The following is a 13,502-nucleotide window of genomic DNA, read 5'->3' as shown; positions in this document are numbered from 1 at the left end:
GAATGCGGGACCGTCAGATCCCGAAGGCCGATTTCACCCCGTCCACCACGAACTGGACCGCCAGCGCCGCAAGGATCACGCCGAGCAGGCGGGTCAGGATGGCGCGGCCGGTATTGCCGAGGAAGCGGTCGATGCGCTCGGCGATGACGAGCGACAGGAAGAGGATGGCGATGCAGAGCGCCAGCACGCCGATCAGCGCGCCGCGTTCGAGGGCGGAGGGGAAGGAGCCCGACAGCAGGATCGTCGCTGAAATCGCGCCGGGGCCGGCGATCAGCGGCAGGGCGAGCGGGAAGACGGCGATGTTGTGGATGTGGTCACGGGTGATCGCCACTTCGCTGGTCTTTTCCTTGCGCTCGTTGCGCCGCTCGAAGATCATCTCGAAGGCGATCCAGAACAGCAGGAGGCCGCCGGCGATGCGGAAGGCGCCGATGGAGATGCCGAGCAGCGAGAGCACGCCCGCGCCCGTCAGCGCAAAGACGGCGAGGATGCAGAAGGCGATGATGCAGCCGCGCAAGGCCACCTGCTTGCGCTGCGGCCGCGTCATGCCGACCGTGAGGCCGAGGAAGATCGGCGCAAGGCCCGGCGGATCGATGGTCACGAGCAGCGTCGTGATCGCATTGACCACGAGATCGATGTTGAGCATTCGGGCGTTCCCCTCGCCATTGAGCGGCCGTTCCGGCGGCCTTGTTGCCGCATTGTTAGGCGAGGGCGGCGCGGAAGGGAAGGGTGCGTGAAAACGCGGACCGATCCGGCCATGAAAATGCGCAAATTCGCGGATTTTACTTGGAAAAGGGTGGGAAAAGCCTGTTCAAAACCCTTGCGAAATTGGCGCTTCCAGCCTCGGTAGGCTATAAAATTACATCTGATTCTGAACAACGATCGTGACCGAAATTGACAGAACAATCGACACCCGGCGGCAAGAACCCTCCCGGCATTGAGCCGATTTCCATCATCGAGGAAATGCAGCGGTCCTATCTCGATTACGCCATGAGCGTGATCGTTTCCCGCGCGCTGCCCGATGTGCGCGACGGTCTGAAGCCGGTGCACCGGCGCATCCTCTACTCGATGAGCGAGATGGGTGTCGACTGGAACAAGAAATATGTGAAGTCGGCCCGCGTGACCGGTGACGTGATGGGTAAATACCATCCGCACGGCGACTCGGCGATCTACGACGCCCTGGCCCGCATGGCGCAGGACTGGTCGCTCCGCCTGCCGCTGATCGACGGTCAGGGCAATTTCGGCTCGGTCGACGGCGACCCGCCGGCGGCCCAGCGCTACACGGAATGCCGCCTGGAAAAGGCCGCCCATTCCCTGCTCGACGACCTCGACAAGGAAACGGTCAATTTCCGCGACAACTACGACGGCACGATGAGCGAGCCGGTCGTGGTGCCGGCGAAGTTCCCGAACCTGCTCGTCAACGGCGCCGGCGGCATCGCCGTCGGCATGGCGACGAACATTCCGCCGCACAACCTCTCGGAAGTCATCAACGGCTGCATCGCGCTGATCGACAATCCGGCGATCGACCTGCTCGACCTCATGCAGATCATCCCGGGCCCGGACTTCCCGACCGGCGCCCTGATCCTCGGCCGCGCCGGCATCCGCCAGGCCTATGAGACCGGCCGCGGCTCCATCGTCATGCGCGGACGCGCCACCATCGAACCGATGCGCGGCGACCGTGAGCAGATCATCATCACCGAGATCCCGTTCCAGGTGAACAAGGCCTCGATGATCGAGAAGATGGCGGAACTCGTGCGCGACAAGCGCATCGAGGGCATTTCCGATCTGCGCGACGAATCCGACCGCGACGGCTACCGCGTCGTCGTCGAATTGAAGCGTGACGCCAATGCGGACGTCATCCTCAACCAGCTCTATCGCTACACGCCGCTGCAGACCTCCTTCGGCGCCAACATGGTGGCACTGAACGGCGGCAAGCCGGAGCAGATGACGCTGCTCGACATGCTGCGCGCCTTCGTGTCCTTCCGCGAGGAAGTCGTCAGCCGCCGCACCAAGTACCTGCTGCGCAAGGCGCGCGACCGCGCCCACGTCTTGGTGGGCCTCGCCATCGCCGTCTCCAACATCGACGAGGTGATCAACCTCATCCGCCGCGCACCCGATCCGCAGACGGCGCGCGAGCAGTTGATGGAGCGCCGCTGGCCGGCCAAGGACGTCGAGGGGCTGATCCGCCTCATCGACGACCCGCGCCATCGCATCAACGAGGACCTGACCTACAATCTTTCCGAAGAGCAGGCCCGCGCGATCCTCGAGCTGCGTCTTGCCCGCCTCACGGCCCTCGGCCGCGACGAGATCGACGAAGAGCTCAACAAGATCGGCGAAGAGATCAAGGATTACCTCGATATCCTGTCCTCGCGCCTGCGCATCATGACCATCGTCAAGGACGAGCTCGGCGCCATCAGGGACGAGTTCGGCACGCCGCGCCGCACCGAGATCGCCGAAGGCGGTCCCGATATGGACGACGAGGACCTGATCGCCCGCGAAGACATGGTGGTGACGGTCTCGCATGCCGGCTACGTCAAGCGCGTGCCGCTCGCGACCTATCGCGCGCAGCGCCGCGGCGGCAAGGGCCGCTCCGGCATGGCCATGAAGGACGAGGATTTCGCGACCCGTCTCTTCGTCGCCAACACGCATACGCCCGTCCTCTTCTTCTCCTCGCGTGGCATCGTCTACAAGGAGAAGGTCTGGCGCCTGCCGATCGGCACGCCGCAGTCGAAGGGCAAGGCGCTGATCAACATGCTGCCGCTGGAGCCCGGCGAACGCATCACGACCATCATGCCGCTGCCCGAAGACGAGACGATGTGGGAAAACCTCGACGTCATGTTCTCGACGACCCGCGGCACGGTTCGCCGCAACAAGCTGTCCGACTTCGTCCAGGTCAACCGCAACGGCAAGATCGCGATGAAGCTCGAGGAAGAGGGCGACGAGATCCTCAACGTCGAGACCTGCACGGAACGTGACGACGTGCTGCTGACGACGGCGCTCGGCCAGTGCATCCGCTTCCCGGTCGATGACGTTCGTGTCTTCGCCGGCCGCAACTCGGTCGGCGTGCGCGGCATCACGCTGGGCAATGGCGACCGCATCATTTCCATGACCATCGTCGGCCATGTCGAGGCCGAGCCGTGGGAGCGCGCCGCCTATCTGAAGCGCTCCGCCGCCGAACGCCGCGCCAGCGGCGTCGACGAGGAAGACATCGCGCTGGTCGGCGAGGAGGTCGGCGAGGTCGGCGATCTCTCGGAAGAGCGCTATCAGGAGCTGAAGGCGCAGGAGCAGTTCGTGCTCACGGTCTCGCAGAAGGGCTTCGGCAAACGCTCGTCCTCCTACGACTTCCGCACCTCGGGCCGTGGCGGCAAGGGCATCCGCGCCACCGACACGTCCAAGACCAGCGAGATCGGCGAAGTCGTCGCCGCCTTCCCGGTCGAGGACAAGGACCAGCTCATGCTCGTCTCCGACGGTGGCCAGCTGATCCGCGTGCCGGTCGACGGCATCCGCATCGCCAGCCGCGCGACGAAGGGCGTGACGATCTTCTCCACCGCCAAGGACGAGAAGGTCGTGTCCGTCGAACGCATCAGCGAGCCGGAAGGCGAGGACGATGGCGAGGCGACGGAAGCCGAAGGCGATATCAACGCCGCAGAGGGAACGGCGAGCGAGGACTAAATCCTCGCTTCGCTGAAGACACGAAAAAGCCGGACGGGCAGGGAACGACCGTCCGGCTTTTCATTTGTCGCGGGTAGCCTGGAGGGAGGACTACCCGCGTTTTCGGCGGCATACATGCTGCCGGCGCCAGGCGCCGCAGGGAGGCGTTCTCAGACGCCGAAGCCGCCTGCTTCCGTTTTCAGCCTTGCGGCCTTGAGCTCGGCGCGGTCTCGCTGGAGGTCGAGAATGGTGCGCGCGAAGTCGAGCGTGAAGACGGTGCTGATGAAAACTGCAAAGAGGATCGCGAGGCTCGCCATCATACTGATCCCGCTCAGCGAAGCCACTTGCCGCGCGCGCCGATCTTGGGCGACAGCGGCCGCTCCTCTTCGCGCAATGCATGGATGGTCGCGACGGTGAGTGCGATAAACATGGTCATCGAGAGTAGAGCGAGTGCCATTTTCGTGTTCCTTCCAGCCTAAGGAAACGCATTACTTGTTTCACTGTGTCTGGCCGGGAAAATGCACGAGGGCGAACTTTGTTCCCGGCTTCGATGGTGTCATCTAAACAGGTTGCACCTGAAATGGTCTTGAACGGCCGGTTCATGCGCCGTTCATGTTCTTGACAGGGGACAGTGCCGGCTGCGACGGGCCGCGCCCTTGCGGAAACGGACGGTCCGTGACAAAAGGCGGCAAACGGGACCCCGCCGATGACAGTTGCCTTTTACCCTGGCTCTTTCGATCCGATCACCAACGGCCATATCGACGTGCTGGTCCAGGCGTTGAACGTCGCGCCCAGGGTCATCGTCGCCATCGGCATCCATCCGGGCAAGACGCCGCTATTTTCCTTCGAAGAACGCGCCGAGCTGATCCGTCTTTCCATAGCCGAGGCGCTGCCGGAGCGGGCAGGGGATGTCAGCGTCGTCTCCTTCGCCAATCTCGTCGTCGACGCCGCGCGTTCGCATGGCGCGTCCCTGCTCATTCGCGGTCTTCGCGACGGCACGGACCTCGACTACGAAATGCAGATGGCCGGCATGAATCGCCAGATGGCGCCCGACGTGCAGACCGTCTTCCTGCCGGCCGGCGTCGCCTCGCGGCCCATTACCGCCACATTGGTCCGCCAGATCGCGGCCATGGGCGGCGATGTCAGTGCCTTCGTTCCGGCGCCCGTCTTCACGGCCCTCAAAGCCCGCAAGAAGGGCTGAGCCCATCATCCTGAACCCCTCAAGGGAGCTATCATGACCATTCTCCGCCATGCCTTTGCAGGAGCCCTGTTCCTTGCGACCGCCACCAGTGCGGTCGTGGCCCAGGCCGCCGACTTCATCAAGATCCAGCTCAAGGACGGTCCCGTTGTCATCGAGCTCAGCGACAAGGCGCCGAAGCATGCCGAGCGCATCAAGGCGCTCGCCGCCGCCGGCGAATACGACAATGTCGCGTTCCACCGCGTGATCGAAGGCTTCATGGCCCAGACCGGCGACGTGCAGTATGGCGACATGGCCGATGGTTACCAGGCCGGGGCCGCCGGCACGGGCGGTTCCAGCCAGCCTGACCTTCCGGCGGAGTTCTCCGACATTCCGTTCAAGCGCGGCACGGTCGGCATGGCCCGCGCGCAGGACCCGAACTCGGCCAATTCGCAGTTCTTCATCATGTTCGCCCCCGGCGACTTCCTGAACGGCCAGTACACGGTCGTCGGCCAGGTCGTTTCCGGCATGGAGAATGTCGACAAGATCAAGCGCGGCGACGACGCCAACAACGGCTCGGTCACGGACCCCGACCGCATGATCAAGGTCACCGTCGGCAAGTAAGCCCCACATTTTGATTTTCAGCCTGTTGCAATCGCAAAACCGCGACCCACTTCTGCGGGGCAGGCTTCTAAAGGAGAGAGACCATGGCCGAGATCAAGGATCCGGAAAACACCATCATCATGGAAACCACCAAGGGTAAGGTGGTGATCCAGCTTCTTCCGGATCTCGCGCCGGGACATGTCGCGCGCATCAAGGAACTCGCACGCGAAGGCGCCTATGACGGCGTCGTCTTCCACCGCGTGATCGAAGACTTCATGGCCCAGACCGGCGACGTGCAGTACGGCAAGACCGGCGGCAAGGACTTCAACCCGGCCCGCGCCGGCATGGGCGGCTCCGAAAAGCCGGACCTTAAGGCCGAATTCTCCAACATGAGCCACGTGCGCGGCACCTGCTCCATGGCCCGCAGCCAGATGCCGAACTCGGCCAACTCGCAGTTCTTCATCTGCTTCACGGACGCGCCGTGGCTGAACAAGCAGTACTCCGTCTGGGGTCAGGTCATCGAAGGCATGGAAAACATCGACAAGATCAAGCGCGGCGAGCCGGTGCGCGATCCCGACACCATCGTCTCGATGAAGGTTGCCGCCGACGTAGCGGCCTGATAGAACGCCGTCGATTTCGACCGCGCTCGCCACGGCGGGCGCGGTTTTTCTTTGTGCGCTTTTCAAGGACCGGCGATATGGCTGCATTCCTCTGGGCGCTGCTCGGCATTGCGGCCGGCGCGTGCATCGCAATTCAGGCTCCCATCAATGCGCTGCTCGGCCGCGGGCTGGGCATGCCCGTCGCGGCGGCCTTCGTTTCGTTCTTCTCGGGTGCGCTCGTGCTGGCCCTCGTGATGTTCGCGACCTCCGCCTTCGAGGGCCGGGCGCCGGACTGGCGCGGCCCCGATCTCTGGCTCTACATCGCCGGCGGCGCGCTGGGCACGATCTATGTCACGACCGCGATCTTCCTGACGCCGCGCATCGGCGCGGCCGCCGTCATGGCCTTCGCCGTTTCCGGCCAGCTTCTTGCCGGCATCCTGCTCGACCGCATGGGCTTCCTCGGCATGGCCGTCCGTGAAGTCTCGATGGGCCGCATCGCCGGCGCGGTGCTGCTCGTCGGCGGCGCGCTGATGATCCGCTTCCTCTGAGAGCCCTCATGCGCGTCGACCTTTTCGATTTCGATCTGCCGGAAGACAATATCGCGCTGCGCCCCGTGACGCCGCGCGAGGCGGCGAAGCTGCTCGTCGTGCAGCCGGGAACCGAAACGCCCTATGCGAACCGCACCGTCGGCGATCTGCCGTCGCTGCTGCAGGCCGGCGACGCGCTGGTCTTCAACGATACGCGCGTCATTCCCGCCCAGCTCGAAGGCATCCGCCATCGCGACGGGGCAGGCGGCCAGAAGGTGTCCGCGACGCTGCACATGCGCATTGCCGGCGACCGCTGGAAGGCCTTCGCCAAGCCGGGCAAGCGCATCAAGCTCGGCGACCGCATCACCTTCGGCCCTGAGGAGACCCTTTCGGCCATCGTCGAGGAAAAGGGCGATGGCGGGGAAGTCACCCTGCATTTCAACGCCTCCGGCCCCGATCTCGACCGCGCCATCGCCACGGTCGGCCACATTCCGCTGCCGCCCTACATCGCCTCCAAGCGCGCCGACGACGAGGCGGACCGCAAGGACTACCAGACGATCTATGCCCGCGAGGAGGGCGCCGTCGCGGCGCCCACCGCCGGCCTGCACTTCACCGACGCGCTTTTCGAAAAACTTGACGCGCTCGGCGTCGAGCGGCATTTCGTGACGCTGCATGTCGGCGCCGGCACCTTCCTGCCGGTCAAGGCGGATGACACGACCGAACACGTCATGCACGAGGAGATCGGTTATGTCTCGCAGGAGACGGCGGATGCGCTCAACGCCGTGAAGGCGAGGGGCGGGCGCATCGTCTCGGTCGGCACGACCTCGCTGCGCCTTCTCGAAAGCGCCGCCGATCCTGACGGTACGATCCAGCCCTGGTCGGGCGCGACCGGCATCTTCATCACGCCCGGCTACCGCTTCCGCACCGCCGACATGCTGATGACCAATTTCCACCTGCCGAAATCGACGCTCTTCATGCTCGTCTCGGCCTTCTCCGGCCTCGAGACCATGCGCGAGGCCTATGCCCATGCCATCTCGACCGGCTACCGCTTCTATTCCTACGGCGACTCCAGCCTGCTTTTCCGGGACCACCGATGACCGAAACCTTCCAGTTCAAGCTTCTCGCCACCGATGGCAAGGCCCGTCGCGGCGAGGTCTCCATGCCGCGCGGCACGATCCGCACGCCGGCCTTCATGCCCGTCGGCACGGTGGGCACGGTCAAGGCGATGTATCTCGACCAGGTGCGCGAACTCGGCGCCGACATCATTCTCGGCAACACCTATCACCTGATGCTGCGCCCCGGTCCGGAGCGCGTGGCGCGTCTCGGCGGCCTGCATGAACTGATCCGCTGGCCGCACCCGATCCTCACGGATTCGGGCGGCTTCCAGGTCATGTCGCTCTCGGGCCTGCGCAAGCTGGACGAGCAGGGCGTCACCTTCAAGAGCCATGTCGACGGCGCGCTGCACCATATGTCGCCGGAGCGCTCCATCGAGATCCAGGGCCTGCTCGACAGCGATATCCAGATGCAGCTGGACGAATGCGTGGCGCTGCCGGCCTCGCCGAAGGAAATCGAGCGCGCCATGGAAATGTCGCTGCGCTGGGCCGAGCGCTGCAAGGTGGCCTTCGGCGACCAGCCGGGCAAGGCGATGTTCGGCATCGTGCAGGGCGGCGACATCCCGCATCTGCGCGTGCGCTCGGCCGAGGCGCTCGCCGGTCTCGACCTCAAGGGCTATGCCATCGGCGGCCTTGCCGTGGGCGAGCCGCAGGAGGTCATGCTCGACATGATCGACACGACCATTCCGCACATGCCCTTCGAGAAGCCGCGCTACCTGATGGGCGTCGGCACGCCCGACGACATGCTGAAATCCGTCGCGCGCGGCATCGACATGTTCGACTGCGTGATGCCGACCCGTTCCGGCCGTCACGGCCTTGCCTTCACGCGGCGCGGCCGCATCAACCTGCGCAATGCCCGCCATGCGGAGGACATGCGTCCGCTCGACGAGGAATCGAGCTGCCCGGCCGCTCGCGATTATTCGCGCGCCTACCTGCACCATCTCATCCGCGCCAACGAATCCCTCGGCGGCATGCTGCTGACCTGGAACAACCTTTCCTACTACCAGGACCTGATGGCCGGTATTCGCAAAGCGATCGAAGAGGGCCGTTTCGCCGACTTCATGGCGGAAACGCAGGAGATGTGGGCGAGGGGCGATCTCGCCCCGCTCTGAGCGGTTTCAGACCCGTATCAGATTTCCGGGCCCGGCGCGGCGCGCACCATGTAGACGCCGTTGATCTTGTAGCTGCCGTCCGGCTGCTGCACGACCTGGTAAAGCGCCGTCCAGTCCTTGCCGTCGGGACCGGAGATCAGCACTTCCTGCATCACCGTGCCGCCGTCGATCTTCGACCGGCCGAAGGCGAAATTGCCGGGACGGTAGACCGGACCGTAGCCCTTCTTCACCATGTCGAAGAAGGCGTCTTGTGTCGGAAACTTTCCGCGGATGGTCGGCGAGGCAAAGGAATAGGCGGCCTCGGCATCGTCGTTGAGGAAGGCAGCGATCTGGTTCTGGATAATGCCCCGCACGGTATCGACGGGCTCTTCGGCCCGGGCATCGGCAAGCCAGATCAGCGGCAGGGAAACGCAAAGGAACACGGCGGCAGGCATTTTCATGGCGCACACTCCTTTTCCGAAGATGCCAGAATACCATGCCTGACGGCATTGGGTCGCGGTGGAATTCACGCACCCTTCAGTATTTTACAAACTAGAATATTCCATTTTAAAACAATATTTTATACGTGTTTTTAAAAGTAAGTGATCATATTTGCGCAGGGTAGGGTGCACGGCATGGGCCGCGCTACATCTCGGTCCTGCGCAGGACGACGACCCCTGAATTCTGATAGGCCGAGCGGGCGATTTCCCGGAAGCCGTGCCGTTCGGCAAGGCGGATCGAGGCCGTATTCTCCGGATCGATGATGCAGGTGATCGCCTTTTCCGGATAGGTCCTGGCCGCCCAGTCCAGGGCGGCCTGCAGCGCTTCGCTGGCATAGCCGCGGCCCTGGTATTCGGGCAGCAGGCCCCAGCCGGCCTCCAGCGTATTCTCGATGCTGGGGGTGAGGTCGCGCCGCATCTCGTGGAAGCCGGCCTGACCGATGACGTCACCGGACGCCTTGTCGGTCACGGCCCAGAAGCCGAACTGCATGGCGTTCCACATGCCGATATGGCGCAGCAGCCGCATCCATGTCTGTTCGCGCGTCTGCGGCACGCCGCCGATGTAGCGCACGGTTTCGGGCAGCGCCCACATGGCGATCAGGGCATCGAAATCATCAAGCTGGAAGCCGCGCAGGATGAGGCGGTCGGTTTCGAGAACGGGTATATCGAACATCGCAATATCATTTGGGAATGAAACAAGGGCGGGACGCAATCGGACATTTCCGGCCGGGCAGGAGACGCCGATTTCGCTGCCATCATCTACTATGGAACGGGCGTCAAAGCCAGCCGGACAAATATCGCATAAGATAGATTATGGAACTATTGGGGAGGATGAAACTCACAATCGCATTCCTCAACTCCTCGCAGCAAGCGACAATTCGGAAGCACCAACTCCTGTGGAAACGATTGAAGTCGCTTGAGGTTTTCGCTCGTCGAGATAGAGTTTCCAATAAGAGTGCAACTTACTGTGAGCCGACGGTGTGACGATGGATGAAGACGAAGTGGAAGCCCTGTACGATCAGCTGGTTACGATCCTAATGTCGCGAAAAGATACGGATGAGCTGCAGGGACGAGACGATTATTTGACCCCTATACTGGCGGAAATTGAGGCTGGGAAGCCTGTTTCAATCAAGCTTAAAGTGCCTGGAGAGCGGGAAATTGTTGATCCTGTTGCTGGTCGCCGACCAGGAAGCTCATCGAGTGCGGAATTCATTCAAAGACAGGATTTCTCCGGTCGCGAGAAGCTTGAAATTTTGCTTCGCGGCGTCGAGATGTCCGTCGTCGCACCTGTTCAGATGGCGGCCGAGATCATCAACTCACTGGAGGGGCTGGACATTGATGAGTTTGATGGCGTTCTGCTGTTTGGCAATGATGTTGTAAGCGCTCCGACAAGGACCGTAACCTCTGCCGAGCTCGCCACGACATTGAGCGAAACATCGACGCTGGAGGCGCTTATCAACGAGATCCGAACCGGACTGGCCAAATCACTCGAGGTCACTGTTTAATGCCACTACGTCCAAATTTATTGTCCGAGATCGACGCCGCGCTTGCAGGTCTTCCTAAAGCCAATCTGAATAGCGCATCAGCCGGGTACGATCTTTACGAGGCCTACATCTGGGCCCTCGTATTGAGAGCCGCACGTAATGAAGGCGCGACGATTAGGTTCCGAAACAGACACGGAAGAAGTCCGGTAAGCTTCTGGTTCAGAACGTCTCCTTCGAACATCTCGTCGCGAGCTCATGACTTCTGCCACGCCGAGATCGACTTCCCAGGGCGGCCCACATTAGAGGCTCACGTTGGCATTTATGTCGCAGGTCGCTCCCATATCGCGCACGAGTGCGATGTCGCAGTGCTCTACAAGAGCGAGGCTGACATCTGCCGTGCCGAGAATGTCGAACCTCGTAGCAGCAAGCTCGTGCTCGCCGTCGAATGCAAGTATTATTTGAACTCCGGTATTGGGATTGCCCTAGGACGCTCATTCTTGGGGCTGCTGAACGATGTTTACAAGGGTGATCGGTATTTCGTGGGAACCGCAGAGTCTTCGAGTGTAAAGACCTTGTTCGCTGCGCATAGGAAGAACCACGAACTGGGCCTCACGCCCCTCAATGCACGGCTTGAAGCGCGGCTCATCGGGAAATTCGAAACAACGTTCGATCACTTCAAGTCTTCGCGGCCATAGTTCGTCCTTTGCTCCGTCAGGACTTTTCTGGCAAGCAGTGACATTCGAATGTGAACTCCTCCGGATATTGGCAATCAGACGCTGGTTACGGGAGTTGCGTTCTGGACCATGGGCGCAGCGCTTACGAAAAGTGATTGGCGCGATCTGTTCCCGAGCGCAATCGGGCGCTGAAGACGGCCCTGCCGCGGCCAGCGCCGGAGCGGTAACGCGCCCCCTGCCCGCGATTCCGCCTTGACCGCGAACCATCAGGGGCCGTAAGCGAAACGGCAGACGGAACCAACAGCGAAAGCCTGCACGATGAGCGATTTGCGCATTCTCTCCGACGCCCATATCCCGGAACTGCCGAACCGCTACAAGGGCAAGGTTCGCGAGAATTACGACCTGCCGGACGGCAGCCGCATCATCATCGCGACGGACCGGCTCAGCGCCTTCGACGTCATCCTGACGTCCATTCCCTTCAAGGGCCAGGTGCTCACCGAAACGGCGCGCTACTGGTTCGAGGAAACCGCCGACATCTGCCCCAACCACGTCCTGTCCTATCCGGACCCGAACGTCGTGATCGGCACGCGGCTCGATATCCTGCCCGTCGAGATCGTGGTGCGCGGCTATCTCGCCGGCACGACCAGCACCTCGATCCTGACGAAATACCGCAAGGGCGAGCGGCAGATGTACGGCATCACGCTGCCGGATGGCCTGAAGGACAACGAGAAGCTTCCCGCGCCGATCATCACGCCCACCAGCAAGGCTTTCGACGGCGGCCATGACGAACCGCTCTCGGGCGAAGAGATCCTCGCCCAGGGCCTGCTGACGGCGGAACAGTGGGAAACGGTGTCGCGCTATGCGCTGGCGCTCTTTGCGCGTGGACAGGCGCGTGCGGCCGAACGCGGGCTCATCCTCGTCGACACCAAATACGAATTCGGCACGGACAAGGACGGCCGCATCGTGCTGGCCGACGAAATCCACACGCCGGATTCCAGCCGCTACTGGATCGCCGACAGCTACGAAGAGAGCTTCGCCAAGGGCGGCCGCCCGGCGAGCTTCGACAAGGATTTCGTGCGCGCCTGGGTCACGGAGCGCTGCGACCCCTACAAGGACCCGATCCCGGAAATCCCGCGCGATCTCATCGAGCAGACCTCGAAGGTTTACATACAAGCCTTTGAACAGATTACCGGAAAGGCCTTTGCGCCTGATCTTTCTGGCGCCACGGTTCTCGACCGTATCCGCACCAATCTGAAGCCCTATTTCAGCTGACCGGCGGAAAGCGCGATCTCGAAGCTGAGACCATCGAACGCCGGTTCCACGTGATCCGGCGTTTCCTTTTGCACGGTGTCGTAGTCGAGCGGCACGTGCATATGGGTGAGGATGGCGCGCGCCGGCTTCAGCCGCTCGATCCATTCCAGCGCCTGGCTGAGCGACAGGTGGCTCGAATGGTAGCGGTATTGCAGGGCGTCGATGATCAGCCTGTCGAGGCCGGCAAGGCGCGGAACGGTCTCTTCGGGAAAGTCGCTGATATCGCTGCAATAGGCGACGTCGCCGATGCGGAAGCCGAGCGAATGGATCGAACCGTGGACCTGGAGGAGGGGCTGGAACGTGATGGCGCCCCCTGCCCCTTCGATGACGACAGGCGCGTCCATCGGCGCAATCAGGTTCTCCGTCACGATGGGCGGATACATGCTGCCGGCCGGCGTCTTCAGGCAATAGCCGAAGCCCTCGCGGATGCGCTCCATCGTCGCCTCGTCCGCCCAGATCGGCACCTGCTGGTGGTTCTGCAGCACGAAGCCCCTGATGTCGTCGATGCCGTGGATGTGGTCGGCATGCGGATGGGTGTAGAGCACCGCGTCGATGCTCGTCACGCCGGCGGCGATCATCTGCGTGCGGAAATCCGGCCCCGTATCGATGACGACGGTCGTCTTGCCCTGCGGCCCGATCTGCTCGACGAGGAAGGCGGCGCGGGTGCGGCGGTTCTTCGGATTGGCGGGATCGCAGGCGCCCCAGTCCCCGGTGATGCGCGGCACGCCCGGAGACGAGCCGCAGCCGAGAATGGTGAAGCGCCGCGTATAGGCCAC

General features: G+C 62.9%; 15 protein-coding genes. 9 read left to right on the top strand and 6 right to left on the bottom strand.

Annotated features, from left to right (window positions below; translation table 11 throughout):
- Positions 1–13 precede the first annotated feature (13 nt).
- Entirely contained in the window at positions 14–643 is a 630-nt protein-coding gene (locus tag V8U06_RS16260; protein ID WP_226919140.1) for a MarC family protein, read from the bottom strand.
- 248 nt (positions 644–891) lie between these two features.
- Between V8U06_RS16260 and gyrA the strand changes: the two genes are divergently transcribed.
- Positions 892–3,669, top strand: a complete 2,778-nt coding sequence (gene gyrA, locus V8U06_RS16255; protein WP_427141534.1) for a DNA gyrase subunit A — start codon at positions 892–894, stop codon at positions 3,667–3,669.
- 149 nt (positions 3,670–3,818) lie between these two features.
- Here the strand turns inward: gyrA and V8U06_RS16250 are convergent, their stop codons facing one another.
- Positions 3,819–3,968, bottom strand: a complete 150-nt coding sequence (locus V8U06_RS16250; RefSeq protein ID WP_226919142.1) for a hypothetical protein — start codon at positions 3,966–3,968, stop codon at positions 3,819–3,821.
- An 11-nt stretch (positions 3,969–3,979) separates the two neighbouring features.
- Positions 3,980–4,105: a hypothetical protein gene (locus tag V8U06_RS16245; protein WP_256463798.1), complete on the bottom strand. Its 126-nt coding sequence runs from the start codon at positions 4,103–4,105 to the stop codon at positions 3,980–3,982.
- Between the two features lie 249 nt (positions 4,106–4,354).
- Here V8U06_RS16245 and coaD point away from each other — a divergent pair, with 249 nt between their 5' ends.
- The 6 genes from coaD to tgt all read left to right on the top strand — a co-directional run bounded on the left by coaD (position 4,355) and on the right by tgt (position 8,778).
- Positions 4,355–4,849 carry a pantetheine-phosphate adenylyltransferase gene (gene coaD / locus V8U06_RS16240; RefSeq protein ID WP_427141533.1) on the top strand — a complete coding sequence of 165 codons (495 nt, stop codon included), beginning with the start codon at positions 4,355–4,357 and terminating at the stop codon, positions 4,847–4,849.
- A gap of 33 nt (positions 4,850–4,882) precedes the next feature.
- On the top strand, positions 4,883–5,449 hold the full coding sequence (locus V8U06_RS16235) for a peptidylprolyl isomerase (RefSeq protein ID WP_226919144.1): 567 nt from the start codon (positions 4,883–4,885) through the stop codon (positions 5,447–5,449).
- Positions 5,450–5,532: 83 nt separating this feature from the next.
- Entirely contained in the window at positions 5,533–6,048 is a 516-nt protein-coding gene (locus V8U06_RS16230) for a peptidylprolyl isomerase (protein WP_226919145.1), read from the top strand.
- A gap of 77 nt (positions 6,049–6,125) precedes the next feature.
- Positions 6,126–6,575, top strand: coding sequence for a DMT family transporter (locus V8U06_RS16225; RefSeq protein ID WP_226919146.1), 450 nt, complete (start codon positions 6,126–6,128; stop codon positions 6,573–6,575).
- 8 nt (positions 6,576–6,583) lie between these two features.
- Positions 6,584–7,651: a tRNA preQ1(34) S-adenosylmethionine ribosyltransferase-isomerase QueA gene (gene queA / locus V8U06_RS16220; protein WP_427141532.1), complete on the top strand. Its 1,068-nt coding sequence runs from the start codon at positions 6,584–6,586 to the stop codon at positions 7,649–7,651.
- Positions 7,648–8,778: a tRNA guanosine(34) transglycosylase Tgt gene (tgt, locus tag V8U06_RS16215; RefSeq protein WP_427141531.1), complete on the top strand. Its 1,131-nt coding sequence runs from the start codon at positions 7,648–7,650 to the stop codon at positions 8,776–8,778. Before queA ends, tgt begins: the two co-directional genes overlap by 4 nt.
- 17 nt (positions 8,779–8,795) lie before the next feature.
- Here tgt and V8U06_RS16210 read toward each other — a convergent pair whose 3' ends face one another.
- Together V8U06_RS16210 and V8U06_RS16205 are read right to left on the bottom strand one after the other, a co-directional pair.
- On the bottom strand, positions 8,796–9,218 hold the full coding sequence (locus V8U06_RS16210; RefSeq protein WP_226919149.1) for a DUF4864 domain-containing protein: 423 nt from the start codon (positions 9,216–9,218) through the stop codon (positions 8,796–8,798).
- Between the two features lie 184 nt (positions 9,219–9,402).
- Positions 9,403–9,930 carry a GNAT family N-acetyltransferase gene (locus tag V8U06_RS16205; RefSeq protein WP_427141530.1) on the bottom strand — a complete coding sequence of 176 codons (528 nt, stop codon included), beginning with the start codon at positions 9,928–9,930 and terminating at the stop codon, positions 9,403–9,405.
- Positions 9,931–10,243: 313 nt separating this feature from the next.
- On the opposite strand from V8U06_RS16205, the gene V8U06_RS16200 reads away from it, so the two are divergent.
- Positions 10,244–10,762, top strand: a complete 519-nt coding sequence (locus V8U06_RS16200) for a hypothetical protein (RefSeq protein WP_427141529.1) — start codon at positions 10,244–10,246, stop codon at positions 10,760–10,762.
- A 971-nt stretch (positions 10,763–11,733) separates the two neighbouring features.
- Positions 11,734–12,687 carry a phosphoribosylaminoimidazolesuccinocarboxamide synthase gene (locus V8U06_RS16195; RefSeq protein ID WP_427141528.1) on the top strand — a complete coding sequence of 318 codons (954 nt, stop codon included), beginning with the start codon at positions 11,734–11,736 and terminating at the stop codon, positions 12,685–12,687.
- Here V8U06_RS16195 and V8U06_RS16190 read toward each other — a convergent pair.
- A complete protein-coding gene (locus V8U06_RS16190) occupies positions 12,675–13,502 on the bottom strand; it encodes an MBL fold metallo-hydrolase (RefSeq protein ID WP_427141527.1) in 828 nt (275 codons plus the stop codon). The genes V8U06_RS16195 and V8U06_RS16190 overlap by 13 nt on opposite strands.

Source organism: Shinella sp. G-2, from assembly GCF_050172695.1.
Lineage (GTDB): Bacteria > Pseudomonadota > Alphaproteobacteria > Rhizobiales > Rhizobiaceae > Shinella.
This window is presented reverse-complemented; position numbering and strand designations above follow the sequence as displayed.